Source organism: Amycolatopsis sp. NPDC098790 (genome assembly GCF_044759945.1).
Taxonomy (GTDB): Bacteria; Actinomycetota; Actinomycetes; order Mycobacteriales; family Pseudonocardiaceae; genus Amycolatopsis.
Window position 1 is genome coordinate 85,241 of sequence record NZ_JBIWAI010000011.1, and the last position, 25,817, is coordinate 111,057.

Genomic DNA, 25,817 nt, shown 5'->3' on the forward strand with positions numbered 1-25,817 from the left:
TTTCAGCCCGGCAGCCCCCACGCCGGTGCCGGGCCGAGAGCGGGGACGTCGCGGGGCGCGAAGTCCGGGCGCGCACCGCGTGGCGTGACGACTGCGGTGCCGCCGCGACGCAGCCCGATCGCGATCCGCCCGGGTCCGGCCGGGCGCCACGGCAGCCGGCGGCCATGCTCTTCGCGGACGTCGACGTCGCCGGGGACGCCGTGCTGGAGGACCAGGGGCTCGCCGGCTTCGCTGTGCACGCGGACGAATTCGGTCCGGCCGTCGCGACGGGAGGCGTCCACGAGGAACGCGCCTTCCGCGCGCAGCCCGGCGATCGAGGCATCCCGCCAGGTCCGCGACACCGAGGGGAAGACCTTGAGCACGCCGCCGGAGCCCTGCATCAGCATGTCCACAACGGACTGTGCAGCGGTGATCGGGCTCTCGATGGCGAAGTTGGAACCCTCACGGTACACGGTGTTCGCGGTCAGCTCGGTGTCGGCGACGACGTTGCGGTCGAGGAAGAACTTCAGGTAGCGCAACGCTTCCTCCGGTGAGTCCATTGCGGACTTCATCGAGGACGCGGCCGCGTAGCTGTAGCCGTGCCAAGCGGACTGGTCGGCGGCCCAGTGGTCGAAGGTCCGCGTCATGAGGTCGCGGTCGGCCGGCCGGTCCCAGACCTTCTCCCGCAGCGGGTAGAGCCAAAGCAGGTGCGAGAAGTGCCGGTGCGACGCGGCCAAGGGGACACCGTCGCCGATCAGCACACCGTTCGCGGGATCTTCGTGGTAGGGCACGAGTTTCGCGCCGATCTCCCGCCAGATCGGCACGCGCGGCTCGTCGAGGCGCAGGATCCGCGCGGTGTCGACGAGCGTCCGGGCGGCCCACCGGATCAGCGACAGGTCGTAGGTGCAGTCGGGCGCGTCGGCGTACTCCGGCGAGCGGGTCAGCGGCAGGTGCAGGAACCCGTCCGGGCCGGTGACCAGGAAGTGGCGGTAGAAGTTGAGCGCCTTGGCCAGCGTCGGGTACAGGACGTCACGCAGGACGCGCCGGTCGAGGTGGTGGCGGTAGGCGAGCCAGACGTTGTGCAGGCCCCACAGCAGGTTTCCGGTCTGGTCCGTCTTGGACGTCGTCCCGGGGACGCCGACCGAGCGCGTTCCGCCGGGCCGCAGCCGCCAGTCCCCCGGGTGCGAGAGCGCGTAGGTGTCGCCGTCGCGGTAGGCGGGCGGCACGGACGTCTCGAGGTTGGCGTGGTCGCGCCGGAAGGTCTCGGTGACGGCGTCGAGTTCGGGGTGGTTGCTGCTGTTCACGATCGGGTAGGTGACCTGGACGTTGAGGTTCCACCAGACGGCGGTCCAGCTGTTGCCGACCTCGGGGAACCACGGCCCCCACTCGGACACGACCGGCCCGTCCGCGCGGGTGGCGGCGGCGATCTTGTACAGCTGGATCCAGTAGAACCGCTGGACCTGCTTGTCCGGCACCGAAACGAAGCTGCGGCGGTGGTAGTCGTTCCACCAGCGGCGGTGGCGGGCCAGCAGCGCGTCCGGGCGGGCGGCAAGCGCTTTCTCGACGCTCTCGAGGGCGTCCGCGGTGTGTGTGGTGCCGGGGAAGCTGTAGGCGACGGTCGCGGCGAGCAGCCGTTTCGTGCCGATCGCGCGTTCACGCCACGCGGTCGTGTAGCCGCCGCCGGCGAGCATCGGCTGCGCGCAGTGGCCGTCGGCGACCTCGGGAGCGGGGTTGGCGACGTACTCGGGCGGCTTGCGGACGGTCCGGGTGGTCGCGGACTCCAGCGGCTGGAACGCCCAGGCGGCGTTCTTTTCGCCTGCGCTCGGGGTCAGCGAGAAGAGCAGCACGCCGAGGTCGTTGTGCACGACGGCGGAGAAGGCGACCGAGCCCCGGGTGGTGGTGATGGTGCCGCCGAGCTCGGCGTTGTAGAGGTCGAGCGTCCAGTCGACGGCGGTGATCGCGCCGGCGAGGGTGAGCGTGAGGTAGCCGATCGGCAGGCGGGACAGCCCGATGCCGGCTTCCCACTGAATGCGCTGGTCCTGCACCTGGGTGTGGCTCAGCATGACCTTGAGGGTTTCCGGGGTCTTGCCGGCGTAGACCTGGGCGCCGAGGAAGCCGTTGGCGAGGAAGGGACCTTCCTGCCAGTTCTTCGGGAGCCGCTTCCAGACCATCCGCGCATCGGCGGCGACGTCCCGGTGCGGGTTCCCACCGTCGCCGCCACCAACAGCGAACGCGGGCGGGGCGGCGCTCGCCCAGAGGCCTCCGAGCGCGGCGGCCCCCAGGGTGACCGAAGCAGAGCGAAGCACCGCACGCCGCGACACTGCATCCATGAAGCGTCCTCCGAATTCATACTACGTTTCGGCGAGATCAGCAGGCGGCGTGCGGCCATACTTGCAGAGAGCGTCCCGAAACGCCAGGAGGATTCACCCGGAAAGCGGAAGAGACATCCGATGTCTGAGATCAGGCGCCGGGCAGCGGGGGCAGCGCCGGGGTGAAGAGCCACTGCGAGAAGAACGTGTCCAGCGACCGGGCCGCATAGGCCTCGGCCATCGCGACGAACTGCTCGGTCGTCACCAGTCCATGCCGGTGATCCAAGGTCCACGCCTTCAGCAACGCGAAGAACGCCGGGTCCCCGATCTCCGCCCGCAGCGCGTGCAGCGTCAGCCCGCCACGCTTGTACACGCGCTCGTCGAACATCCGCGAAACCCCGGGGTCCGCGATCCGGACGTCCGCCGGCCTGGTCTTGATCCGGGTGTGCCAGCCGCGGGCCGAAGCCGAAGCCGACTGGCCGCCTGACTCCTCCGACCACAGCCACTCCGCGTACGTCGCGAAGCCCTCGTTCAGCCAGATGTGGCGCCAATCCGCGACTGTCAGGCTGTTGCCGAACCACTGGTGGGCCAGCTCGTGCACCACCAGCCGCTCGTACGTGCGGCGGCCGTCGACGTGGTTGGCGCCGAAGATCGCCATCCCCTGGGCCTCGATCGGGTCGTCGAGGTCGTCGTCGGTGACGACGACGACGTACTCGGCGAACGGGTACGGCCCGAACAGCCGCTGCAGCATCTCGACCATCCGGCCCTGCCGGCCGAAGTCGCGCTCGAACGCCCGGCGCAGCCGCGGGGGCACGGCGGCCCGCTGCGGCACGGTCTGCAGGACCGAGTCGACGTGCCCGCGGCCGAAGCCGAGCGTGAACCGGCGCGTGCCGACGCCGGTGTGCGGGAACCAGCCGCGGCCGGTCAGCTCCAGTTCGTCGTAGCGGCCGATCTGGACACCCATCAGGTATGTCGCCGTCGGCTCGGGCCGCTCGAACACCCACCGCGTGGTGCTGCCGCCGATGACCCGCTCGACCAGGTTGCCGGTGACGGCCACCAGGTACGGCGACGCCGTCGTCAGCGTCACGCGGTAGGTGGCCTTGTCCGACGGGTGGTCGTTGCACGGGAACCACGACGGCGCGCCGACCGGCTGGCTCGCGACGAGCGCGCCGTCGGTCAGCTCGTCCCAGCCGACGTCGCCCCAGCGGCTGCGCACCGGACGCGGGTTGCCGACGTAGTGCACCTCGACGAGGAACACCGCGCCCGGCGCGATCGACCTCGCCGGCCGGACGTGCAGCTTCGCGCCGCGCTTGAGGTACTTCGCGGGCTTGCCGTCGACGAGCACGCGGTTGACCCGGAACTCGCCGAAGTCCAGGCTGACGCGGGAAAGCGCCTGCGTCGCCTCGGCGGTGAGCACCGCGGACGCCGACAGCCGGTTCGGCCCGACCTTGTAGTCCAGGTTCAGCTCGTAGTGCCGGACGCGGTAGCCGCCGTTGCCGTGGGCCGGGAGGTAGGGATCACCGGAAGTATCCGCGCCGGGTGCCGGAGCCGGAGCCGGAGCCTTCGAAATCACCCGTGCCGAACCTTTCCTCGTACCGACGTACCAAACCAGGCTCGCACGGACGAGTGAGTCCGGCGAGCCAGGCGGGTACTTCGTGACCTTCTACTTACCCGTCCACGCGGAGATCGGGTTGCCGAGCCAGCGCGTGTCGGCCGGCACCTCGTCGCCGCGGGTCACCAGCGAGCCCGGACCGACCGTGGTGCGCGCCCCGATGCCGGCGCCCGGCAGCACGATCCCGTGCGGGCCGAGCGTCGCGCCCTCGCCGAGGGCCACGCGCGACATGCTCATGATCCGGTCGTGGAACAGGTGCGTCTGCACGACGCAGCCGCGGTTGATCGTCGCGCCGTCGCCGAGTTCGACGAGGTCGGCCTCGGGCAGCCAGTACGTCTCCAGCCACACGCCGCGGCCGATCTTGACGCCCATCGTGCGCAGCCACGCGCTCAGCAGCGGGGTACCGCCCACCGAGCCGATCAGCCACGGCACGGCAAGGGCCTCGACGAAGGTGTCGGCCAGCTCGTTGCGCCAGACGAACGAGCTCCACAGCGGGTGGTCGATCTCGCGGAACTTGCCGACCAGCAGCCACTTCATCGCGGTCGCGGTCAGCGCCGCGACGACGCCGGCGGCGAGCAGGGCGGGCCCGGCCAGCAGCAGCGCCACGCCGAAGCCGAACGTCGACGCGGCCCACAGCAGCCCGAAGGCGACCGAGACGGTCAGCGCGACCCCGCACATCACCGGGATGATCCGGCACAGCTCGACCAGCGCCCGCGCCGCCTTGAGGTGCAGCGCCGGGGTGTAGGTGCGGCTGGTGTCGGCCTCGCCGATCGCGCGGCGGACCGGCAGCGGCGGCATCCCGAGGTACGACGAGCCCTTCTTCGCCTTCAGCGGCGTCGAGGACAACACACCCACGAGTCCGCGCTTCGGCACCGAACGGCCGGGCGCGGTCATCCCCGAGTTGCCGAGGAAGGCCTGCTTGCCGATCCGGGCCGGGGCGACGTGCAGCCAGCCGTGGCCGAGCTCGTAGGTGGCGACCATGGTGTCGTCGGCCAGGAACGCGCCGCTGTCGACCTTGGTCATCTTCGGCAGCGCCAGCACCGTCGACGCCTCGACGTTGCGGCCGACCTTCGCGCCGAGCAGCCGCAGCCACACCGGCGTGAACAGGCTGGCGTACAACGGGAACAGGCCTTCGCGGGCCATGTTCATCAGCCGTTCGGTGGCCCAGACCTGCCACGCGACGCGGCCGTGCACCGGGTGGTAGCCCTCGACCATGCCGATGCTCAAGCACCGGACGCCGACGAGCACGAGCAGCATGTACGCGAGGAAGTACGCGGCCGTCGCGGCCGGGACGAAGACCAGCGCGCGGGTGAACGCGTCGAGCAGCGTCGGCGCACCGGCGATCGCGTAGCCGAACACGGCGACGCCGGCCAGCGCGGCCACGCCGGGCATGAAGCCGAGCGCCAGGGAGGTCGCGCCGTAGACGGCGGCCCAGAAGTGCGACCGCGGCGGGCGGCTCGACGGCCACTTCAGCGCGTCGCGCTCGTCCTTGGCGACGCGGGCGGCGGGCGAACCGGCCCAGCGCTGCCCGGCCGGGACGGCGCCGCGGACGGTCGAGCCCGCCGCGATCTCCGCGCCCTTGCCGATGCGGACACCCGGGAACAACGTGCTGCGCGCGCCGACGCGGGCTTCCGCCCCGACGCGGACCTTGCCGATGTGCACGACGTCGCCGTCGACCCAGTGGCCGGTCAGGTCGACCTCGGGCTCGATCGCGGCACCGCGGCCCAGCTTGAGGAAGCCGGTGACCGGCGGCGGCGAGTGCAGGTCGACGTCCTTGCCGATCCGCGCGCCGAGCGCCTTCGCGTACGTCGTCATCCAGGACGCGCCGGCGACGCTGTCCGCGCCGGAGAACTCGGCGAGCTTCTCGGCCGTCCACAGTCGCAAGTGGACACTGCCGCCACGCGGGTACGTGCCGGGAGTCACGCCCGACAGCAGCACGCGCGCGCCACCTGCGGCGATCGCGATGCGCCCGGCCGGGCTGAACAGCACGACCCAGGCCAGGCCGATCCACGCCCAGCTCAGCGTCGGCGCCCAGGCGACCCCGAGCAGCGCCATGACGTTCGACAGCGCGGCGGCGAGCGTCGCCCAGCGGAGTCCGACCAGGCCCATCAGCGGGACCGTCAGCAGCGTCTGGACGACTCCCGCGCGGCGCGGGGTCGGCGCGATGTCGCGGCGCTCGGTGGCCTGCCCGTCGAGCGCGTCCAGCATCGCGGCCAGCGCACCCAGCTTGGGGTGGGCGTAGATGTCGGCGACCGACACCTGCGGGTGCCGGGTGCGGATGCGCGCGACGACCTGCGCGGCCGTGAGGCTGCCGCCGCCGTGGGTGAAGAAGTCGGCCTTCGGGTCGTCGACCGACACGCCGAGGATCTCGGCCCAGCCTTCGGCGAGCCACGTCTCGGTCGGCGACAGCCCGGCGGCGTCCACAGTGGACAGCGGCCAGGGAAGCGCGGCGCGGTCGACCTTGCCGGACGTGCGGGTCGGCAGGTCGTCGACGACGGCCAGCAGCGGCACCAGCGCGGCGGGCAGGTGCTCGCGCAGCCGGGTCGCGGCTTCGTCGTGGTCGAAGCTCTCGCCCGTCGGCACGACGTACCCGACGAGGACCTGGTTGCCGGCCTTGGTGCGGCGGATCGCGGCGGCCGCGCCCTGCACACCCGGCAGGGCCTGCAGCGCGGCGTCGACCTCGCCCAGCTCGATGCGGCGGCCGCCGAGCTTGACCTGCTCGTCGAGGCGGCCGAGGAACAGCAGGCCCTCTTCTTCGGCGCGGACCATGTCACCCGAGCGGTAGGCGCGCTGCCAGCCCAGCGACGGCAGCGCCGCGAACTTCTCGGCGTCCTTCTGCTCGTCGAGGTAGCGGGCCAGGCCGACGCCGCCGATGACCAGCTCGCCGGTCTCGCCCATGGCGACCGGCTCGCCCTCGTCGTTGACGACCGCGAGCTGCCAGCCGGACAGGGGCAGGCCGATCCGGACCGGGCCCTCGCCGGTCAGCTGCGCGGCGCAGGCGACGACGGTGGCCTCGGTCGGGCCGTAGGTGTTCCAGACTTCGCGGCCTTCGACGGCGACGCGCTCGGCCAGCTCCGGCGGGCACGCTTCGCCGCCGAAGATGAGCAGGCGGACGTCTTCGAGGGCGTCGGCGGGCCACAGCGCAGCCAGCGTCGGCACGGTCGAGACGACGGTGATGCGCTGCGCGACCAGCCACGGGCCGAGGTCGACACCGGTGCGGACCAGCGCGCGCGGTGCCGGGACCAGGCAGGCGCCGTGGCGCCAGGCCAGCCACATCTCTTCGCAGGAGGCGTCGAAGGCGACGCTCAGGCCGGCCAGGACGCGGTCGCCGGGGCCGATCGGCTCGTCGGTGAGGAACAGCTCGGCCTCGGCGTCGACGAACGCGGCGGCGGAGGCGTGCGTGACCGCGACGCCCTTCGGCTTGCCGGTGGACCCGGAGGTGAAGATGATCCAGGCGTCGTCGGCCGGGCCGGGGACGCCGTCACGGCCGCCCGGGGTGCTGTGGACCTCGATCTTGCCGTCGGTGGCGACGGCCGCGACCTGGGCCTCTTCGAAGACCAGTTCGGCGCGCTCGTCCGGGTCGTCGGCGTCGACCGGCACGTAGGCGGCGCCGACGGACAGCGTGGCGAGGATCGCGATGTACAGCTCGGCGGTGCCGGAGGAGATCCGGATGCCGACGCGGTCGCCGAGGCCCACGCCGTAGCCGCGCAGGCGGCGGCCGTAGGCGTCGATCTCCTCGAGCAGCCGCCGGTAGGTCAGCGTGGTGGTGCCGTCGTCGATCGCGGCGGCGGTGGGGTGCTGCTCGGCGGTCGCGGCGAGGACGTCGAGCAGGGTGCGCTCGCTCGCGCCGAGGCTGGACCAGAACAGCGCGCGGTCGGCGACCGGGGCGAGCGTCACCTCGGCGGCGGATTCCGCGGGTTCGATCGTGACGGTCATCGACCGATCACCTCGACCGTGCCGAAGACGTGCAGGGACAAACCATGGGCGCGCAAGCCCATCACTCACCTTCCGGGAGCCTCAACCGGGCTCGCTCTCCTGGTTGAGGCGCCCGCGACGACCTTTCACCATACCCGCGGATGACGAAAAGATGTCCACAGGGTCACGAGGGAGTGTCGGACCTCACGCGGGTCCGCCACGGGGGGAAATCACCGCGTCCGGGCGGCCTTCCCGCCGATCTTCGGTTTCGCCTTCTTTTCGCGAACCCGCACATTCACCCGGACGGGGCTGCCCGCGAAACCGAACTGTTCGCGGAACTTACGCTCGATGAACCGGCGGTAACCCGCCTCGAGGAAGCCGGTGGTGAACAGCACGAGCGTCGGCGGCCGGATGCCGGCCTGCGTCGCGAACAGCACCTTCGGCTGCTTGCCGCCGCGCACCGGCGGCGGGGTGGCCGCGATGAGGTCGGACAGCCACGCGTTGAGCTGGCCGGTCGGCACCCGCTTGTCCCACGACGCCAGCGCCGTCCGCAGCGCCGGGGCGATCTTGCGCACCGAGCGGCCGGTCAGCGCCGAGACGTTGACCTTCTCCGCCCACGGCACGCGGACCAGGCCGCGCTCGAGCTCGCGGACCATCGCGTGCCGGCGGTCCTCGTCGACCAGGTCCCACTTGTTGAACACGAGCACGCAGGCGCGTCCGGCCTCGACGACCATGGTCAGCACCCGCAGGTCCTGCTCCGAGATCGGCTCGGCCGCGTCCAGCAGCACGACCGCGACCTCGGCCGCGTCGATCGCGGTCTTGGTGCGCAGCGAGGCGTAGTACTCGGCGCCGGCGGCGAAGTTGACGCGCTTGCGCAGGCCGGCCGTGTCGACGAACCGCCAGGTCTCGCCGTCCAGCTCGACCAGCGAGTCGACCGGGTCGACGGTGGTGCCGGCGACCGAGTCGACGACCGAGCGCTCCTCGCCGGAGAGCTTGTTGAGCAGGCTCGACTTGCCGACGTTCGGCTTGCCGACCAGCGCGACGCGGCGCGGGCCGCTCGAGACGGCTCCGCCTTCGCGCGGCGCCTCGGGCAGGGCCTTGAGGATGGCGTCGAGCAGGTCGCCGGAGCTGCGGCCGTGCAGCGCGCTGACCGGGTGCGGCTCGCCGAGGCCGAGCGACCACAGCGACGCGGTGTCGGCGAGCAGGCGGTCGTCGTCGACCTTGTTCGCGGCCAGCAGCACCGGCTTCTTGGAGCGGCGCAGGACCTTCGAGACGGCCTCGTCGGTGGCGGTGGCGCCGACCGTGGCGTCGATGACCAGGAGCACGGCGTCCGCGGTCTGCATGGCCAGCTCGGCCTGCGCGGCGACCGAGGCCTGCAGGCCGGTCGCGTCCGGCTCCCAGCCCCCGGTGTCGACCAGGGTGAACTTGCGCCCGCCCCAGTAGGCGTCGTAGGCGACGCGGTCGCGGGTCACGCCCGGCACGTCCTGCACGACGGCTTCGCGGCGGCCGAGGATGCGGTTGACCAGCGTCGACTTGCCCACGTTCGGGCGGCCGACGACGGCGAGCACCGGCTGCCCGAGGGCGGCCTCCTCGGCCGCTTCCGCCGCCTCGATCTGCGCGTCGAGCGCGGCGAACTCGGTCTCGTCGGACCAGGTGCCGTCGATCTCGCCGACGCTGTCTAGCTCCGCCGACGCACTCTTTCCCGCGGAGGCGGAATCATACACTGCCATCAGAACCCAATTTCCCTTATGGCGAGCCGAATCCGTTTTCGGAACGCCAATCGTCCAAAGTCTTCACGAGCGCCGCGAGCTCGCCGCGGAGCTCTTCGGTGCCCTGGTCGAGCCCGGTCTTCCCGGGTCCGACCTTCGGCGTGAACGGCTCGCCCACGAGGATGTCCACCCGTGGCCGGAACCGCCGCTTGCCGTCGGCGGGTTTGCGCGTGCCCCGCGTCGCGACCGGGAGCACGGTCGCGCCGGAGGCCCGGACGAGCCAGGCCGCGCCGCGTTCGGCCGCGCCGACGTCGCCCGCCCCGCGGGTCCCCTCGGGGAAGATGCCCACGACACCGCCGTCCTTCAGCACGCCGACCGCGGTCAGCAGCGGTTTGCGGTCGATCTCGCCGCGCTTGAGCGGGATCTGCCCGATCGCCAGGAAGAACTTCCCGACGATCCCGGTGAACATCTCCGCCTTGACCAGGAACGCCGAACGCCGGGGAAGCATTCCGAAGATCAGCTGCGGTTCGATCATGGAGCTGTGGTTGGCGATCACCAGCACCGGCCCGGTGGCGGGCATGCGCTCGCGGCCGTGCACCCGGATGCGGAAGGCCGACCGCAGATGGTACCGGGCGAAAATCCGCCCGGCGTCGTGGAGTGCGCCGACGGATCCCGCGGGGAGTCCGTCAGCGGTCATCGAACGACTTCTTCTTTGCAATCGGCCAGGATGCCGCGGTGGCTGGCCAGCTCGGCCAGTGCGGTGATCACCTGGTCGATCGACAGCTCCGAGGTGTCGACGTGCACGGCGTCGTCGGCCGCGCGCAGCGGCGAGGCGGCACGGGTCGAGTCGAGGTGGTCGCGGCGCTCGACGCTCGCGAGGGCGTCGGCGACCGACGACTTCCGGCCGGCGGCGGTGTCCTGGGTGCTGCGGCGCGACGCGCGGACGTCGGCGGACGCGGTGAGGAAGACCTTCAGCGGCGAGTCCGGCGTGACGACCGTGCCGATGTCCCGGCCCTCGACGACGATGCCGCCGCGGTGCCCGACGACGTCGTCGATGATCTCCCGCTGCCGGGCGACCAGCAGCTCGCGCACGTGCGGGACGGCGGAGACGGGCGAGACGGCCTTGGTGACCTCGGGCCCGCGGATGTCGGCGGCGACGTCCTCGCCCGCCAGCCGGATCTCGGGCCGGTCGGGGCTGGTGCCGATGGCGAAGTCGGCGCTGTCGGCGAGCCGGGCGACGGCGCCCGCGTCGGCCGGGTCGACCCCGGCCCGCAGCACGGCGAGGGTGACCATCCGGTACATGGCGCCGGTGTCGAGGTAGCCGGCCCCGAGCCGCTGGGCGAGCTTGCGGGCGACGGTGGTCTTCCCGGTCCCCGACGGGCCGTCCAGCGCGACCACACCACGTAGGGCTCCCGTCACCGGCACTCTCCTCGCGTTCTCGACATGGCTGGGCCGTCCCCCATTCTGCCGGTCGGGCCGCGGGGGAGATCAGTCGGCCCGCGCGCCGAAGCGCTCCACCACCAGCGCGAGGCGCTCGTCACGGTGGACGGGCGACAGCCGATGGCCGCGGTCCAGGGTCACCAACCCGTGCAGCGTGCTCCAGAACACCTCGGTCAACGCGCCCGCGTTCCGCTCGCTCGCCGTCGGCTCGATGACCGCGTAGAGCTCCTCGAAGCACGCCTTCATCACGTCCGGGGTGTCGTCCCGGGCGAACCGCAGTTCCGACGCGTGCGTGAACATCGCGTCGTAGAGACCCGGTTTCACCTCGGCGAAGGCCACGTACGCCGCCGCCACCCCGCCGAGGCCGCCGGGGCGGGCCGCCACCAGCGTCGCCGCCAGCTCGGTGAAGCCCTCCAGCGCGGCCGCCGCCATGATCGCGTCCTTGCCGCCGGGGAAGTGGCTGTAGAGCACCGGCTGGCTGTACTCGATCAGCGCCGCCAGCCGCCGGGTCGTGACGGCGTCCCAGCCCTCCGCCTCGGCCAGTTCCCGGGCCGCGGTGACGATCCGCTGCCCGCGTTCGGTCCGGTCGCGCACACGCCGCTGTCGCTGGGTCATACGTCACATGCTAGCACCGCTAGACAAACTAGCGTCGCTAGATTAGCGTTGCTAGCAATCTTAGCGATGCTAGAAAACTGGAGGGAACACCATGCTCGTCGCCGGTTACGTCCTCGTCGGGCTCGTCTCGCTCGGCATCATCTACGTCGGTCTCAACTACCTCTTCGCGCCGAAGAAGATCGCCGCGGGCTTCGGTTTCACCGACGTCCCCGAACACGCCGAGAGCTTCCTCAACGTCAAGGGCGGCCGGGACGTCGGCGCCGGCCTGGTCCCCCTGGCCCTGATGGTCTACGGCGACCCGCACGCGCTGGGCTGGGCCATCCTCGCCGCGGCCGTCTGGCCCGTCTTCGACATGCTGATCGTCCTGCGCCACCGCGGGAAGAAGGTCATCGCCTACAGCGTCCACGGTCTGACCGCCCTCGTGATGGTCATCGCGGCGGGCCTGCTCCTGCTCGGCTGAACGTCGCGAATCGGACACGTGGGTTACGGTGGTTGGGTGAACGTCGAAGTAACTCCTCTGCCCGGCATCGGGGTCCGCAAGGACTTCAGCACCCGGACCGGCCGCCGCATCGGGGTCGTCACCCAGCGGGACGGCCACACCGAGCTCATCGTGTCCAAGGCGGACGACGCCGACGCCTGCGCCGCCTCGATCCCGCTGACCGCGGACGAGGCGGGCACGCTGGCCAACCTGCTCGGCGCGCCGCAGCTGGTCGCGCAGCTCACGGAGGAGCACCGGGACCTGCCGGGGATCAGCACCCGGCAGCTGCCGATCAAGCCGTCCGGCCCCTTCGACGGCCGGACGCTCGGCGACACGGCGATGCGCACCCGCACCGGCGTCTCGGTGGTCGCGGTGGCGCGGGCAGGCCAGGTGCACCCCTCGCCCACGCCCGACTTCACGCTCACCGGCGGCGACCTGCTCGTCGCGGTCGGCACCAGCGAGGGCCTCGAAGCCGCCGCCAAGATCCTGAAGTACGGCTGATCCCACGATGGACCACACCGCGCTGTCCCTGATCGAACTGGGGGCGGTCTTCTTCGTGCTGGGCGCGCTCGGGCGCCTGGCCGGCAAGATCGGCCTCTCCCCCATCCCGCTCTACCTGCTCGGCGGCCTCTGCTTCGGCTCCGGCGGGCTGATCCCGCTGACCGACATCGGCGGCTTCACGCACCTGGCCAGCGAAATCGGCGTCGTGCTCCTGCTGTTGCTGCTGGGCCTCGAGTACTCGGCGGCCGAGCTGTTCACCGGGCTGCGCCGGTCGTGGATCGCGGGCCTGCTCGACATCGTCCTCAACGCCGCCCCGGGCGCGGCGGTGGCGCTGCTGCTGGGCTGGGGCCCGGTCGGCGCGATGGTGATGGCGGGCGTCACGTACATCTCGTCGTCCGGGATCGTCGCGAAGGTCCTCGGCGACCTGGGCCGGCTCGGCAACCGCGAGACGCCGGTGGTGCTGTCGATCCTCGTGTTCGAGGACCTGGTGATGGCGCTCTACCTGCCGATCCTCACGGCGGTGCTGGGCGGGGTGTCGCTGCTCGGCGGCATGGAGGCCGTCGGGATCTCGCTGCTGGTGATCACGGTGGTGCTGGTGATCGCGCTGAAGTTCGGCCGCTACGTCTCGGCGGCGGTCGACAGCCCCGACCGCGAGGTGTTCCTGCTCAAGGTCCTCGGCGCGGCGCTGCTGGTGGCGGGGGTGGCGTCGGCGATGCAGGTGTCGGCGGCGGTCGGCGCGTTCCTGCTGGGCATCGCGATCTCGGGTTCGACGGCGGAGAACGCGACGCACCTGCTGGAACCGTTGCGCGACTTGTTCGCGGCGGTGTTCTTCGTGGTGTTCGGCCTCAACACGAACCCGGCGTCGATCCCCCCGGTGCTCGGCTGGGCGATCGTGCTGGCGGTGGTGACGACGTTGACGAAGGTCGGCACCGGTTGGTGGGCGGCGCGCAGGCAGGGCATCGGGAAGATGGGCCGGGCCCGCGCGGGAGCGGCGTTGGTGGCGCGAGGCGAGTTCTCGATCGTGATCGCGGGGTTGGCGGTGACGGCGGGAGCGGTGGACGGCGAACTGGCCGCGCTGGCCACGGCGTACGTGCTGCTGATGGCGATCCTCGGCCCGACGGCGGCACGGGTGGTGGAGCCGATCGTCCGTGCGGTGCAACGGAAGTCGGCCACCCGGACCGCGCCGGCCGAGGCCAACTAGCGCAGGTCGGCCCGGCCCGCCGACGGCACGTGCTCACCGCCGGCGAGGGTCGGGTGGGTCGTCGCCGCGGGCACCACGCCCGCCAGCGGCACCGATGCCGACGTCCGCGACAGGTCCAGCGTCACCCGGCCCGGCTGGGCCGGCCCGCGGATGAAGCTCCCGTCCGTCCCGCCGATGATCAGCGCCAGCGCGTGCCCCTTCGGCACGATGTGGTCGGTCGACGCCAGCCGGAACGTCATCGTGTACGGCGTGCCCGGGGTCAGCGGCCGCTCCTGCGACAGCGACGCGTAGTTCGCCAAGTCCGCCCAGCCCCGGCTGAGGATCGTGTAGTTCACCTTCTTCACGTCCGCCGACGCGATCCGGTAGCAAGCGTCGTCGCCCGAAGCCGACGAGCCCCAGCAGCTTTCGGAAGTCCCCGTCTTGATCCCCTCGCCGCTGCCGGCGAAGTTGCGGATCGTCGCCGGGCCGAGGTCCACGAGCAGCGCCGACAGCCGGGCCGACGACGTGCTCGGCGTCGCCGTCACGGTCAGCGACGTCGTCCCGGAAACCTGCAGGTCCGACGCCAGCGTCCCGGTCGAGTACGTCAGCGCCGCGCCGCCCGGGTTCGTCACCCAGGTGTCCTCGCCCAGATTGGGGTTGTCGGTGAACGACGCCGTCCCGGACGCCGGCGAAGTGCCGAGCGTGCCACCCGCACGAGGCCGCAACGTCGTCGCGATCGCGTTCGCCGCCGGGTACGCGCTCTGGTCCACCCACTGGTCCGGCTGCCGCTCGACGCTCGCCTGCGGCCCGTTCTGGACGCCGTTGTCGAGGCCGAGCAGGTAGTGGTCGAACCACCGGTGCAGCAGGTCCACCCAGTCGGAGCGCCGGTAGTCGAACGGGTCGACGTGCCCGGTCTGCGCCAGCCAGATCTTCTTCTCGACCTTCAGCCCGGCCCACCACTGTCCGAAGTGGATGGTCTTGACGTTGAGGTCGTTGACGCCGTGCGAAAGCAGCACGCTCGCCCGCACGTTGCCCGCGTTCTTCACGTAGTCCCGGTCGGCCCACAGCGGCCCGTAGTCGCCGTTGGCCGTGGCGCCGGTGGTGAGGACCTGGTTCTGCGCCGAGCAGTTCTGCCCGCTGTTGCGCGCCTCGACGGTCTGCGCGAGGCCCGCCGGGTTGAAGCCGAACGTCGCGCCGTCGGAGCGGTAGTAGTCGTACCAGGAGCTGATCGCCGAGATCGGCACGATCGTCTTCAGCCCGGCGACGCCCGTCGCCGCGACGCCGTTGGCGATCGTGCCGTCGTAGGACTTGCCGATCATCCCGACGTTCCCGGTGCTCCAGCCCGCCGTCACCGCGCTGCCGCCGGTCTTGGCGCTGTAGCCGGTGGCGCGGCCGTTCAGCCAGTCGACGACCTTGCGCGCCGAGTCGACGTCGGAGCCGCCGCCGACGTCCGCGCAGCCGGCCGAGCGGTTCGTCCCGGCCAGATCGACGAGCACCACGGCGTACCCGCGCGGCACGAAGTAGTTGTCGTAGAACAGCGGGAACTTCACCGGCTTCCCGGCGCTGTCGTACGACTTCAGCTCGCTCTCGTTGCCGCGCCCGCAGCACGAGTAGTACGGGCTGGCGTCCATGATCACCGGCACGCGCGAAGTCGCCTCGCTCGGCCGCACGATGTCGGCGGCGACGCGGTCGGAGCGGCCGTCGCCGTCGCCGTCGTGGCCGATGTCGACCCAGACGGTTTCGCGGATCGCCTTCGCGTAGTCGTAGACCGGTTCGCTCGCCGCGGGAGCCGCGGCCGCCGGGGCCACCGCACCGGACAGGAGCACCGCCAGGACCCCGCACACCACCCCGAGTCGCATGCCCGTCACGCTAGCGAGCCGGCGCGGGCGTCCACCACGGCGGAAAGTCGGGCGTACGTTGGAGATCATGACCGAGTCGCTGCCCGCCGTGAGCGTCACCGCCGTCGGGGTCGCCGCGCTGCGCGCGTACGAAAGCCGCCGACCGGACCGGCTGTTCGACGACCCGTACGCAGCGGCGTTCCACGCCGCCGGGAGCTCTCTGCTGCCCGTCGCGCCGGGCGAGACCCCGCAGGGTGGCCTCGGCGCGCTCTTCGCCCGGCAGGTGGCGATCCGCACCCGGTTCTACGACGACTACCTGCTGGCCGCCGGGTGCGCGCAGGTCGTGGTGCTGGCCGCGGGCCTCGACGCCCGCGCGTTCCGGCTCGGCTGGCCGCCGGGCGTGCGACTGTTCGAGCTCGACCTGCCCGAGGTCCTCGCGTTCAAGGACGAGGTGCTCGCCCGCCAGGACGCCGTGCCGTCGTGCGAGCGCGTGGTGGTCCCGGCCGACCTGCGCGGCGACTGGGCGGCCGCGCTGCGGGCGGCCGGGTTCGACCCGGGCGTCCCGACGGCGTGGCTCGCCGAGGGCCTGCTGGTCTACCTGTCCCGCGAAGACGCCGGAAAGCTGCTTTCGACCGTGACCGAGCTGTCGGCGCCGGGCAGCCGGGTGTCGTTCGAACACCGGTCGGCCGAAACGCGGGACGGCCTGCTCGCCCGCGCCAAGGCCACCCCGGGTGCCGAGCGCGTCACCCGGCTGTGGCAGGGCGGTCTCGGCGGCGGGGCACCGGAGTGGCTGCGCGGCCACGGCTGGGCCCCCACCGTCGTGTCCCACGCCGAGCTGGCCGTGGAGTACGACCGTCCGGGCGACGAGACACTCGACGGATTCGTGACGGCCGTGCGTCAGAGCTCCACGTTCCGGTAGAGCGCCCCGACCTCACCCTTCGTGAGCCGCCGGATCGAGCCGACGCGCTGGTTGCCGAGCTGGACGTCGCCGACCGCGGTGCGGACCAGCTTGAGCACCGGGTGGCCGGTGTCCTTGAGCAGGCGGCGCACGATGTGCTTCTTGCCCTCGTGGATGACCAGCTCCACCAGCGACTTGCCGGAGTGCATGTCCTTGACCCGGAACTGGTCGACCTTGATGATGCCGTCCGGCAGCTCCCAGCCGTTGCGCAGTTCCTTGCCCAGCCCGCGCGGCACCAGGCCGTCCACCTCGGCGAGGTAGGTCTTGAGCACCCGGTAGGACGGGTGCATCAGCCGGTGACCGAGGTCGCCGTCGTTGGTGAGCAGCAGCAGGCCCTCGGTGTTCTCGTCGAGCCGTCCGACGTGCACGACGCCAGGCGTCTCCTCGTAGCGGCCGGCGAGGTAGTCGCCGACGCACGGGCGGCCGCGGTCGTCCGACATGGTCGAGTGCACGCCCTTGGGCTTGTTCAGGGCGAGGTAGATCAGGTCGTCGCGCAGGTTCACGCGGGTGCCGTCGACGTGGATGATCGCCTCGTCGGGGTGGACGCGGCGGCCCAGCTCGGTGACGACCTCGCCGTCCACCTCGACCCGGCCGGCCGCGATCAGGTCCTCCGCCGCACGCCGGGAGGCGACCCCGGCCTGCGACAGCACCTTCTGCAGGCGGATGCCGTCGGGGTGTTCACTGGATGTCATCGATGGTGTCCACTTCGGGTAGCAGCGGAGCGATCGGGGGCAGGTCGTTCAGTGACGACAGCCCCAGTCGCTCCAGGAACAGCTCGGTCGTCACGTACAGCGTGCCGGTCGTCTCGGGGTCGGTCCCCATCTCTTCGATGAGGCCGCGCGCGAGCAGCGTCCGGATCACGCCGTCCACGTTCACGCCCCGCACCGCGGCGACCCTGGCGCGGGTCACCGGCTGCCGGTACGCGATCACGGCGAGGCTCTCCAGCGCGGCCCGGGTCAGCTTCGACCGCTGGCCGTCCAGCAGGAGCTTCTCCACGAACGGGGCATGGACGTCCCTAGTGTAGAACCGCCACCCTTCCCCGACGCGCCGCAGGTCGATCCCGGAGGTCCGGTCGGTGAGCTTCTGCGCCATGGTGCGCAAGGCGACGACGATCCGCGCCTTGGGTTGTTCGAGGGTGTCGGCGAGGAGTTCCTCGCTGGCCGGCGAGTCGACGACGAGGAGAAGCGCTTCGAGCGCGGCTTCGAGGGCCTCGTCGGAGGTGACGTCGGGCAGCAGGCTGATGTCCCCGGTGGCGACGAGGTCGGATTCGGGATCGTCGGCATCGAGCGCGGCGGCCGCGGCTTCGGACTCCGCGGGCGCGGAGCTTTCACGTGAAAGCTCCGCCTCGGGCTCGGGCTCGGGCGGCACCGGCGCGGGCAGCGGCTCCTCCGGCTCACCTTCCTCGGTGACCGGCTCGCCGGACAGCGCCTCCTCCAGCACCATCTCGGCCGCGGCTTCAGACTCGGCCGGCGCGGCACTTTCACGTGAAAGTGCCGCCTCGGCTTCGGGCTCGGGCTCCGCGGGTGCGGAGCTTTCACGTGAAAGCTCCGCCTCGGCGGCCTCCGGAACCGGCTCCGGCGTCTCGTCTTCGGGGCTCACCCGTACTCCTCTTCGTCTCCGGCGGACCGGTCCAGCTCGGCCGCCGCGGAGGCGTCCGCCATCGAGCCGCCCGTCCAGCGGACGTGCAGCTCCGCCAGCGCCTCCGTCTGCTCGAACTGGACCGTCGCCTCGCGGTAGAGCTCCAGCAGCGCCAGGAACCTCGCCACGATCTCGACCGTGTGCTCGCAGTCGTCGACCAGCTCGCCGAACGTGGCCTGCCCACGGGCAGCCAGTTTCACCCGCAGCAGCGCCGCGTGCTCGCGGACCGACACGCGGCCCATGTGGATGTGGGCGATCGACACCGTCGGCGGCGGCTTCGGCCGGAACACCGCCACCGCGATCTCCGCGAACTTCTGCGGCGTCACGCCCAGCATCACCTCGGGCAGCAACCCGATGAACCGCTCCTCCAGCGCCACCGACCGCGGGTAGCGCCGCAGCGCACCCTGCTCCAGCTCGCCGAACAGCGCCGCCACCTGCTTGTACGCGCGGTACTGCAGCACGCGCGCGAACAACAGGTCGCGGGCCTCCAACAGCGCCAGGTCGTCTTCGCTCTCGACTTCGGCCGCGGGCAACAGCCGCGCTGCCTTCAGGTCCAGGAGCGTCGCCGCGATGACCAGGAACTCCGTCGTCTCGTCGAGGTTCCAGTCGGTGCCCAGCGCCCGCGTGTACGCGATGAAGTCGTCGGTGACCCGGTGCAGCGCGACCTCGGTGACGTCGAGCTGGTGCTGCGAGATCAGCTGCAGCAGCAGGTCGAACGGTCCCTCGAAGTTGGCCAGCCGCACCTTGAACTTCGACGTGCTCAGCTCTTCGGTGTTGACGCCTTCGGGGATCATCCCGCCGTGCACCGTCTGGTGCTCTTCGGGGACCTCCGGAGCCGGTGCCGGCTCGTCCATCAGCCCTCGGTTTCGCCGCCGTCTGAGCCGACCACCCGCAGCCGCTGCACCAGCACCGATTCTTCGCCGTTCTGGTCGAAGTCGGCCAGCAGCACGGCGACCGCCTCGCGGACCAGCCGGCCGCGGTCGACGACCAGGTCGTGCTTCGCGCGCAGCGTCAGCCGGGCCTGCTCCATCGCGACGAGCTCGTCGCCGGAGACGTACACGGTGATCTTCGCGTCGTGCTTGGTCCGGCCCGAGCCGTGCGGGGCCGCGCTGCGGGAGAGCTGTTCCGCGCGGCCGTCGCTCGCAGGCTTGGGCTTCTCGGCGGGAGGCTCGGGCGGGGCCTGGGGAGGGAGATCGAGGGCGGGGTTGGAGGTGATGCGGAAGAGTTCCGACGCTCCGGGCAGGGAGGCGCGCCTGCTCACCGAGCGATCACCTCGCGGGCCAGCTGGCGGTACGCCGCCGCGCCGGCCGACTTGGGCGCCCAGGTCGTGATCGGCTCACCCGCGACCGTCGTCTCGGGGAACCGCACGGTGCGGTTGATGACCGTGTCGAACACGGTCTCGCCGAATGCCTCCACCACGCGAGCCATGACCTCCTTCGAGTGCAGGGTTCTCGGGTCGTACATGGTGGCGAGAATCCCGACTATGTCCAGTTTGGGGTTGAGGCGTTCCTGCACCTTCTCGATCGTGTCGATCAGGAGCGCGACGCCTCGGAGACTGAAGAACTCGCACTCGAGCGGGATGATCACGCCGTCCGCGGCGGTCAGCGCGTTCACCGTGAGCAAGCCGAGTGAGGGCTGGCAGTCGACAAGAACATAGTCGTAGTCGTTCATGACCGGACGCAGGACCCGTAACAACGTGTGCTCGCGCCCTACCTCAGCGACGAGCTGGACCTCCGCCGCGGACAGGTCGATGTTGCTCGGCAGCAGGTCAACGCCGTCGACGCGGGTTTTCATCAACACGTCGGTGGCGCTGACCGACCGCTCCATGATGGCGTTGTAGACCGTGTGGTCCAGTTCGTGCGGCTGGATGCCGAGGCCGACCGCGAGCGCGCCCTGCGGGTCGAAGTCGACGAGCAGCACCTTGCGGCCGTACTCGGCGAGCGCGGCACCCAGGTTGATGGTCGACGTCGTCTTGCCGACGCCGCCCTTCTGGTTGCACATCGCCATGATCTTGGCCGGGCCGTGGGTCTCCAGCGGCGCCGGATCGGGGTGCTCGCGGATCGGGCGGCCGGTCGGCCCGATGCCTTCGAGCTTGACCTTCTTGCCGTTGCGCTCCTGCGGCTCGTCGCCGTCGTGGATCTCCGGCGTCGCGATCTTGACGTCGTTGAGGTTCGCCGCCGCCGACCCGGCGGACTCGGCCGGTACGGCCGGCTGGTTCGGTGTCGACATGGCGAGAAGACTCCTTGTTCGTCGCGTCCGACGCAGCCTATGCGCGGAGCCGGAGCCCCGGCAAAGCAACGCGCCGGACTCGACGGGGCAATGTCACTCGACCGTCGGTGCAGCGTATGAAGGCCCTTGACCCCCTATAGGGCCATCTAGCCCAGTGCTCGCGGGTGCGCCGTCGCGTACACCTCGCGCAGGGTGTTGACCGTGACCAGCGTGTACACCTGCGTCGTCGTGACGGAGGCGTGGCCGAGCAGTTCCTGCACGACGCGGACGTCCGCGCCGCCCTCGAGCAGATGCGTGGCGAAGGAGTGGCGGAGCGTGTGCGGCGAGACGGCGGCGACGATCCCCGCTCGTTCGGCGGTGTCCTTGAGGACCTGCCACGCGCTCTGCCGCGAAAGCCGGCTGCCGCGGGCGTTGAGGAACAGCGCCGCGGTGCCGCGGCCGTGCGCGGCGAGGGCCGGCCGCGCCCGGACGGTGTAGGCGTGCACCGCGGCGAGCGCGGGACGCCCGATCGGGACCAGCCGCTGCTTGCCGCCCTTGCCGTCGAGCAGGACGGTGCGTTCGGCGTCGTCGACGTCGTCGACGTCCAGCCCGACGGCCTCCGAGATGCGGGCGCCGGTCGAGTACAGCAGCTCCAGCAGCGCCCGGTCGCGCAGCGGGCGCTCGCCGTCCGGCGGCGGGGTCTCGAGCAGCCGCAGGACGTCGTCGACCGGCAACGCCTTGGGCAGCCGCTTCGCCGGCGTCGGCGGCCGGACCTCGCGGGCCGGGTTGTGCTCGGTGAGGCCCTCGGCGTGGGCGAACTTGTGCAGGCCGCGCACGGCGACGAGCGCCCGCGCGGCCGAAGACGCCGCCAGGGGCCGGTGTTCCTCGTCGCCTTCGCGCAGCGCGGCACCGAAGGACGTGACGTGCGCGGAAGTGACGTCGGCGATCTTGGCGACGCCGGCGCCGTCGAGGTGCGCGGCGTACCGGCGCAGGTCACGGGCGTAGCTGTCCAGCGTGTTGCGCGCGGTCCCGCGTTCGACGGCCAGGTGGTCGAGGTACGCGGCGATCACGCCGTCCGTGCTGTCCGGGCTGGAGGCCACGCGGCACACCTTAGGCCGCCCGGGGCTCGTGACCCGGCAGAAACCCCGTTCTCAGCTTCGCGCGGTTACCTTGGATTCATGGAGTCGGACCAGCTCCGCATCGGCACGGCCGAGCGGGAGGAAGCGGCGCGGCTGCTCGCCGACCACTTCGGCATGGGCCGCATCACGCCGGACGAGTACGAGACGCGGGTGACGGACGCCTACGCGGCGACGACGCTCGGCGACCTGCGGCCGCTGTTCCGCGACCTGCCACCACCGCACCCGGGGTTCTTCGGACCGCCGCCGTCGTACGCGCAGCAGACGGTGCAGATGCCGATGCCGTACGCCCCGCCGCCCCCGATGCCGTACGCGCCGGTCCCGTACTCCTACCGGTCCAAGACCGTGGCGGGCGTGCTGCAGATCGTGCTGCCGTTCGGCGCCGGGCGGTTCTACACCGGCCAGGTCGGGCTGGGCCTGCTCCAGCTGTTCGTGGTGCTGGTGACCGGGATCGGCATCCTGTGGCCGATCATCGACGGCATCATGCTGCTGCGCGACGGCGGCCTCGACTCCCAAGGCCGCCCCCTGCGCCCCTGAACTGACGTGAATGACTCATTCATGTCGCCTGGCGACATGAATGAGTCATTCACGTCAGTACTCGGTGGTCAGGACTGCTTGCGCTTGGCGAACGCCGTCGGGCGGTCCTCCCACGGGGCATCCGCCGGACGCGCCGTGCCCGCGCCGGTGAGCACCGCGTGCGTCGCCAGCACCCCCGACACCGTGGCGCCGTTCAGCAGCTCGCCCGCCAGGGCCATCCGGACCGCCTCGGCGAGCGGGAACTTGCGGATGACCAGGTCCGCCTCCTCCTCGCCGAGCACATCCCGGTCCACATCGGACAGTCCGCGGGCCAGGAAGACCCGCACGACCTCGTCGGTGAAGCCCGGCGACGCCGCGACGTCGACCAGCGTCACCCAGTCCGACGCCGCCAGCCCGACCTCCTCGACCAGCTCGCGCTTGGCCGTGCCCACCGGGTCCTCGCCGAGGTGGTCGATCAGGCCCGCCGGCAGCTCCCACAGCCGGTGCCCGATCGGGTGCCGGTACTGGTGGATCAGCGTGACCTGCTGCTCGTCGTCCAGCGCGACGATCGCCACCGCGCCGAGGTGCTCGATCACCTCGCGGACCGCGGTGTCGCCACCCGGCATCACGACGTCGTCGACGCGCAGGCCGACGACGCGTCCGATGTGGACGTCCCGGCTCGAAGCGACGCTGAACTCGTGCTCGCCCGGCGCGGTCATCGGGCCGCCACCGGCGCCTCGGGCAACTCCACCGGCAGCCGCTCGGCGACCTTGCGGTCCACGACGGCCTTGACGAACGCGCTGAACAGCGGGTGCGGCCGGGTCGGGCGGCTCTTCAGCTCGGGGTGCGCCTGCGTGCCGACGAAGAACGGGTGCTTGTCGGCCGGCAGCTCGACGAACTCGACCAGGTGGTCGTCCGGCGAGGTGCCGGAGAAGACCAGGCCCGCGTCCGAGAGCTGCTTGCGGTAGGCGTTGTTCACCTCGTAGCGGTGGCGGTGGCGTTCGGACACCTCGGTGGTGCCGTACGCCTTCGCGACCTGCGAACCCGCCTTGAGCTTCGCCGGGTAGGCACCGAGCCGCATGGTGCCGCCCATGTCCCGCTCCCCCGCGACGACGTCGCGCTGGTCGGCCATCGTCGAGATCACCGGGTGCGTGGTGTTCTCGTCGAACTCCGACGACCCGGCGTCCTTGATCCCGGCCAGGTGCCGCGCGGCCTCGATGACCATGCACTGCAGGCCGAGGCACAGGCCCAGCAGCGGGACACCGCGGGTGCGCGCGTACTCGATCGCGCCGACCTTGCCCTCGATGCCGCGGATGCCGAACCCGCCCGGGATCAGCACACCGTCCACATCGGACAACACCGAAGCCGCGCCGGACGCGGTCTGCGCGTCGTCGGAGGCGACCCAGACGATCTCGACCTTGGCGCGGTGGGCGAACCCGCCCGCGCGCAGGGCCTCGGTGACCGACAGGTAGGCGTCCGGCAGGTCGATGTACTTGCCGACGACCGCGATCCGCACGATCTCGTTCGGGTTGTGCACCCGGTCGAGCAGGTCGCCCCACACCGTCCAGTCGACGTCGCGGAACGGCAGCCCGAGGCGGCGGACGACGTAGGCGTCGAGCGCCTCGCCGTGCAGCACCTTCGGGATGTCGTAGATCGACCGCGCGTCCGGGCAGGCGATGACGGCCTCGGTGTCGACGTCGCACATCAGGCCGATCTTGCGCTTGAGGTCCTCGGGGATCTCCCGGTCGGCCCGGCAGACCAGCGCGTCGGGCTGGATGCCGATGTTGCGCAGCGCGGCGACCGAGTGCTGGGTCGGCTTCGTCTTGAGCTCGCCCGACGGCGCCAGGTACGGCACCAGCGAGACGTGCAGGAAGAAGCAGTGGTCGCGCCCGACGTCGTGGCGGACCTGGCGGCAGGCCTCCAGGAACGGCAGGGACTCGATGTCGCCGACCGTGCCGCCGACCTCGGTGATCACGACGTCCGGGGCGTTCCCGGCTTCGTCGGGCTCGGCCGCGGCGGTGATCCGGGACTTGATCTCGTCGGTGATGTGCGGGATGACCTGCACGGTGTCGCCGAGGTACTCGCCGCGGCGCTCCTTGGCGATCACCTCGGAGTAGACCTGACCGGTCGTGACGTTGGCCTTGCCGTCGAGGTCGCGGTCGAGGAAGCGCTCGTAGTGCCCGATGTCGAGGTCGGTTTCGGCGCCGTCGTCGGTGACGAACACCTCACCGTGCTGGAACGGGTTCATCGTCCCGGGGTCGACGTTGAGGTACGGATCGAGCTTCTGCATCGTGACGCGAAGCCCGCGCGCGGTAAGGAGTTGTCCCAGGCTCGAAGCCGTGAGTCCTTTACCCAGAGAGGAGGCGACGCCTCCGGTGACAAAAACGTACTTGGTAGCCCGTGACTGAAGTCCCACGGGCCGCCAGCATATCCCAAGTCCGCGGATCCGCGCGCTGTGACTCGCCCGAACCGTCTTTTGTGCTCCTGACCACCCTTTCGGGGGCGGATCAGGCGGCGGCCTTCGCGGGCCGCAGCCGCGGCCGTCCGGTGAGCGCGCGGCTGCCCGGGAGGCGGCGCAGGGCCTCGACGATCAGGATCGTCGACACGATCGTCGCCAGGTAGATGACCACGCTGAGCCAGGGCGCGCCGAAGTGCTCCGCCACGACCGGGATCACCGGGCCGAGCAGGGCCAGGGCGAGGGGGTGGACGAGGAAGATGCTGAACGACCGGTTCGCCGCCCAGGAGACCAGGCGGGCGCCCCGGCTGCCCTCGCGGCGACGGCCCGACCACCAGGTGGCGAACGCGTAGATCGCGGCGATGACGGTGACGCACCACGGGATCAGGTACGGCTGGAACGGGTCGCTGGCCACCTGCGGAAACGTTCCACTGTGGACGGTCCGCAGGTAGACCCACTCGGTGCCGGCCAGCACCGCCACGAGCAGGCCGCCGAGCAGCAGCCGGTGCCGCCCGACCCAGGCGTGCACGGCCTCGAAGTGCATGGCCACGACGGCGCCGAGCAGTGTGTAGAACTGGTACGGCAGGACCGTGGCGTACAGGTGGGTGATCGTCTCGTAGCTCACGCCGAACGGCTGGTACGTCATGAAGAGCGTGACGCCGACCTGCAGCCCGGCGCTGCCGAGCAGCAGCCACTTGTGCTTGCCCTCGGTCGCCCGCAGCAGCTTCATGATCCACGGGAACAGCAGGTACACCTGCATCGTCACGAGCAGGAAGTACAGGTGGTACCAGGCGCCGCCGGTGACGAGGTCCTTGAGCAGCAGGCGCATCGACGCCTCGAGCGACCCCGGCTGCTGCGTGCCGGTCACCAGCGAGAACGCCCAGAAGAACATCGACCACGCCAGGTAGGGCGTCGCGACGAGCGGCAGCCGCTTGCGCCAGAAGTCCGACGGCGTGATCTCGCGGCCGCGGTTCTGGAACACCAGCACGAACCCGGTGAGCGCGAAGAACGCCTCCCGCGTGAAGTGCAGCGGGGTCTCGACGGCGTTGGCGCCGACGTCCTGCGGGAAGTTCGTCGCGCCGACCACGTGGATGAGGATCACGCAGGCGAACGTGACCAGCCGGAACAGGTCGATCTGGTGCAGGTACGGCGCTTTCCCACCCGGTCTCGCGATCCGGGAGGGAGCTTCGAGAGTGGCCTGGGCAGTCGTCATCGTGCCGCCGTTCCGGCACCGTCGTCGGCGTGGTTCACGTTGTCAGACTTGCCACCCATTCTGTGAATTTCCCATGAAGGCACTGGGAAGCGCCTGTTGGCAGCGGGTCAGCGGGCT

At 71.4% G+C, this 25,817-nt stretch carries 22 protein-coding genes; 5 read left to right on the top strand and 17 right to left on the bottom strand.

The genetic code is table 11. The features are described 5' to 3' along the window. Window positions 1-2 precede the first annotated feature (2 nt). The 7 genes from ACIQWX_RS49020 to ACIQWX_RS49050 all read right to left on the bottom strand — a co-directional run bounded on the left by ACIQWX_RS49020 (window position 3) and on the right by ACIQWX_RS49050 (window position 11,558). Window positions 3-2,309: a glycosyl hydrolase family 95 catalytic domain-containing protein gene (locus ACIQWX_RS49020; RefSeq protein WP_400886820.1), complete on the bottom strand. Its 2,307-nt coding sequence runs from the start codon at window positions 2,307-2,309 to the stop codon at window positions 3-5. A gap of 130 nt (window positions 2,310-2,439) precedes the next feature. Next, entirely contained in the window at window positions 2,440-3,861 is a 1,422-nt protein-coding gene (locus ACIQWX_RS49025; protein ID WP_400886823.1) for a M1 family metallopeptidase, read from the bottom strand. A 90-nt stretch (window positions 3,862-3,951) separates the two neighbouring features. Beyond that, window positions 3,952-7,836, bottom strand: coding sequence for a Pls/PosA family non-ribosomal peptide synthetase (locus ACIQWX_RS49030; protein ID WP_400886826.1), 3,885 nt, complete (start codon window positions 7,834-7,836; stop codon window positions 3,952-3,954). Between the two features lie 209 nt (window positions 7,837-8,045). Then, on the bottom strand, window positions 8,046-9,545 hold the full coding sequence (gene der, locus ACIQWX_RS49035) for a ribosome biogenesis GTPase Der (protein ID WP_400886828.1): 1,500 nt from the start codon (window positions 9,543-9,545) through the stop codon (window positions 8,046-8,048). Window positions 9,546-9,561: 16 nt separating this feature from the next. After that, window positions 9,562-10,221 carry a lysophospholipid acyltransferase family protein gene (locus ACIQWX_RS49040; RefSeq protein ID WP_400886830.1) on the bottom strand — a complete coding sequence of 220 codons (660 nt, stop codon included), beginning with the start codon at window positions 10,219-10,221 and terminating at the stop codon, window positions 9,562-9,564. Beyond that, window positions 10,218-10,922 carry a (d)CMP kinase gene (gene cmk, locus ACIQWX_RS49045; RefSeq protein ID WP_400886882.1) on the bottom strand — a complete coding sequence of 235 codons (705 nt, stop codon included), beginning with the start codon at window positions 10,920-10,922 and terminating at the stop codon, window positions 10,218-10,220. The genes ACIQWX_RS49040 and cmk overlap by 4 nt, the downstream gene beginning before the upstream one ends. Window positions 10,923-11,012: 90 nt before the next feature. Next, the gene (locus ACIQWX_RS49050) at window positions 11,013-11,558 is read right to left on the bottom strand and encodes a TetR/AcrR family transcriptional regulator (protein ID WP_400886884.1); all 546 of its coding nucleotides are present in this window, start codon (window positions 11,556-11,558) and stop codon (window positions 11,013-11,015) included. A gap of 112 nt (window positions 11,559-11,670) precedes the next feature. On the opposite strand from ACIQWX_RS49050, the gene ACIQWX_RS49055 reads away from it, so the two are divergent. Genes ACIQWX_RS49055 through ACIQWX_RS49065 form a run of 3 tightly spaced genes read left to right on the top strand, consistent with a single transcriptional unit; the run spans window position 11,671 to window position 13,759 of the window. Further along, window positions 11,671-12,039 carry a DUF4267 domain-containing protein gene (locus tag ACIQWX_RS49055; RefSeq protein ID WP_400886832.1) on the top strand — a complete coding sequence of 123 codons (369 nt, stop codon included), beginning with the start codon at window positions 11,671-11,673 and terminating at the stop codon, window positions 12,037-12,039. Window positions 12,040-12,075: 36 nt separating this feature from the next. After that, window positions 12,076-12,558 (top strand): TrkA C-terminal domain-containing protein, encoded by a 483-nt coding sequence (locus tag ACIQWX_RS49060; RefSeq protein WP_364464715.1) that lies wholly within the window; start codon window positions 12,076-12,078, stop codon window positions 12,556-12,558. Between the two features lie 7 nt (window positions 12,559-12,565). After that, a complete protein-coding gene (locus ACIQWX_RS49065; protein ID WP_400886834.1) occupies window positions 12,566-13,759 on the top strand; it encodes a cation:proton antiporter in 1,194 nt (397 codons plus the stop codon). Here the strand turns inward: ACIQWX_RS49065 and ACIQWX_RS49070 are convergent. Continuing rightward, the gene (locus tag ACIQWX_RS49070; RefSeq protein WP_400886836.1) at window positions 13,756-15,597 is read right to left on the bottom strand and encodes a Xaa-Pro dipeptidyl-peptidase; all 1,842 of its coding nucleotides are present in this window, start codon (window positions 15,595-15,597) and stop codon (window positions 13,756-13,758) included. The two genes, ACIQWX_RS49065 and ACIQWX_RS49070, sit on opposite strands and share 4 nt — an antisense overlap. 67 nt (window positions 15,598-15,664) lie before the next feature. On the opposite strand from ACIQWX_RS49070, the gene ACIQWX_RS49075 reads away from it, so the two are divergent. Next, entirely contained in the window at window positions 15,665-16,495 is an 831-nt protein-coding gene (locus ACIQWX_RS49075; RefSeq protein WP_400886839.1) for an SAM-dependent methyltransferase, read from the top strand. On the opposite strand, the gene ACIQWX_RS49080 is transcribed toward ACIQWX_RS49075, so the two are convergent. From ACIQWX_RS49080 to xerD, 6 genes are all read right to left on the bottom strand, one after another. Then, window positions 16,474-17,226, bottom strand: a complete 753-nt coding sequence (locus ACIQWX_RS49080) for a pseudouridine synthase (RefSeq protein ID WP_285479874.1) — start codon at window positions 17,224-17,226, stop codon at window positions 16,474-16,476. The genes ACIQWX_RS49075 and ACIQWX_RS49080 overlap by 22 nt on opposite strands. Beyond that, complete coding sequence (gene scpB, locus ACIQWX_RS49085; RefSeq protein WP_400886841.1) at window positions 17,213-18,133, bottom strand: SMC-Scp complex subunit ScpB; 921 nt, start codon at window positions 18,131-18,133, stop codon at window positions 17,213-17,215. The genes ACIQWX_RS49080 and scpB overlap by 14 nt, the downstream gene beginning before the upstream one ends. Continuing rightward, on the bottom strand, window positions 18,130-19,026 hold the full coding sequence (locus ACIQWX_RS49090; protein ID WP_400886843.1) for a segregation and condensation protein A: 897 nt from the start codon (window positions 19,024-19,026) through the stop codon (window positions 18,130-18,132). The genes scpB and ACIQWX_RS49090 overlap by 4 nt, the downstream gene beginning before the upstream one ends. Next, complete coding sequence (locus tag ACIQWX_RS49095) at window positions 19,026-19,433, bottom strand: cobyrinic acid a,c-diamide synthase (protein ID WP_400886844.1); 408 nt, start codon at window positions 19,431-19,433, stop codon at window positions 19,026-19,028. The genes ACIQWX_RS49090 and ACIQWX_RS49095 overlap by 1 nt, the downstream gene beginning before the upstream one ends. Beyond that, window positions 19,430-20,401, bottom strand: a complete 972-nt coding sequence (locus ACIQWX_RS49100; RefSeq protein WP_400886845.1) for a ParA family protein — start codon at window positions 20,399-20,401, stop codon at window positions 19,430-19,432. Before ACIQWX_RS49100 ends, ACIQWX_RS49095 begins: the two co-directional genes overlap by 4 nt. Window positions 20,402-20,547: 146 nt before the next feature. Further along, entirely contained in the window at window positions 20,548-21,450 is a 903-nt protein-coding gene (xerD, locus tag ACIQWX_RS49105) for a site-specific tyrosine recombinase XerD (protein WP_400886885.1), read from the bottom strand. 108 nt (window positions 21,451-21,558) lie between these two features. Between xerD and ACIQWX_RS49110 the strand changes: the two genes are divergently transcribed. Continuing rightward, the gene (locus tag ACIQWX_RS49110) at window positions 21,559-22,053 is read left to right on the top strand and encodes a DUF1707 domain-containing protein (protein ID WP_400886847.1); all 495 of its coding nucleotides are present in this window, start codon (window positions 21,559-21,561) and stop codon (window positions 22,051-22,053) included. Between the two features lie 68 nt (window positions 22,054-22,121). Here the strand turns inward: ACIQWX_RS49110 and ACIQWX_RS49115 are convergent, their stop codons facing one another. The 3 genes from ACIQWX_RS49115 to ACIQWX_RS49125 form a co-directional block, all read right to left on the bottom strand. Continuing rightward, the gene (locus tag ACIQWX_RS49115; protein ID WP_400886849.1) at window positions 22,122-22,751 is read right to left on the bottom strand and encodes an NUDIX domain-containing protein; all 630 of its coding nucleotides are present in this window, start codon (window positions 22,749-22,751) and stop codon (window positions 22,122-22,124) included. Beyond that, complete coding sequence (locus tag ACIQWX_RS49120) at window positions 22,748-24,448, bottom strand: CTP synthase (protein WP_400886852.1); 1,701 nt, start codon at window positions 24,446-24,448, stop codon at window positions 22,748-22,750. Before ACIQWX_RS49120 ends, ACIQWX_RS49115 begins: the two co-directional genes overlap by 4 nt. A gap of 91 nt (window positions 24,449-24,539) precedes the next feature. Beyond that, on the bottom strand, window positions 24,540-25,700 hold the full coding sequence (locus tag ACIQWX_RS49125) for an acyltransferase (RefSeq protein WP_400886854.1): 1,161 nt from the start codon (window positions 25,698-25,700) through the stop codon (window positions 24,540-24,542). Window positions 25,701-25,817 lie beyond the last annotated feature (117 nt).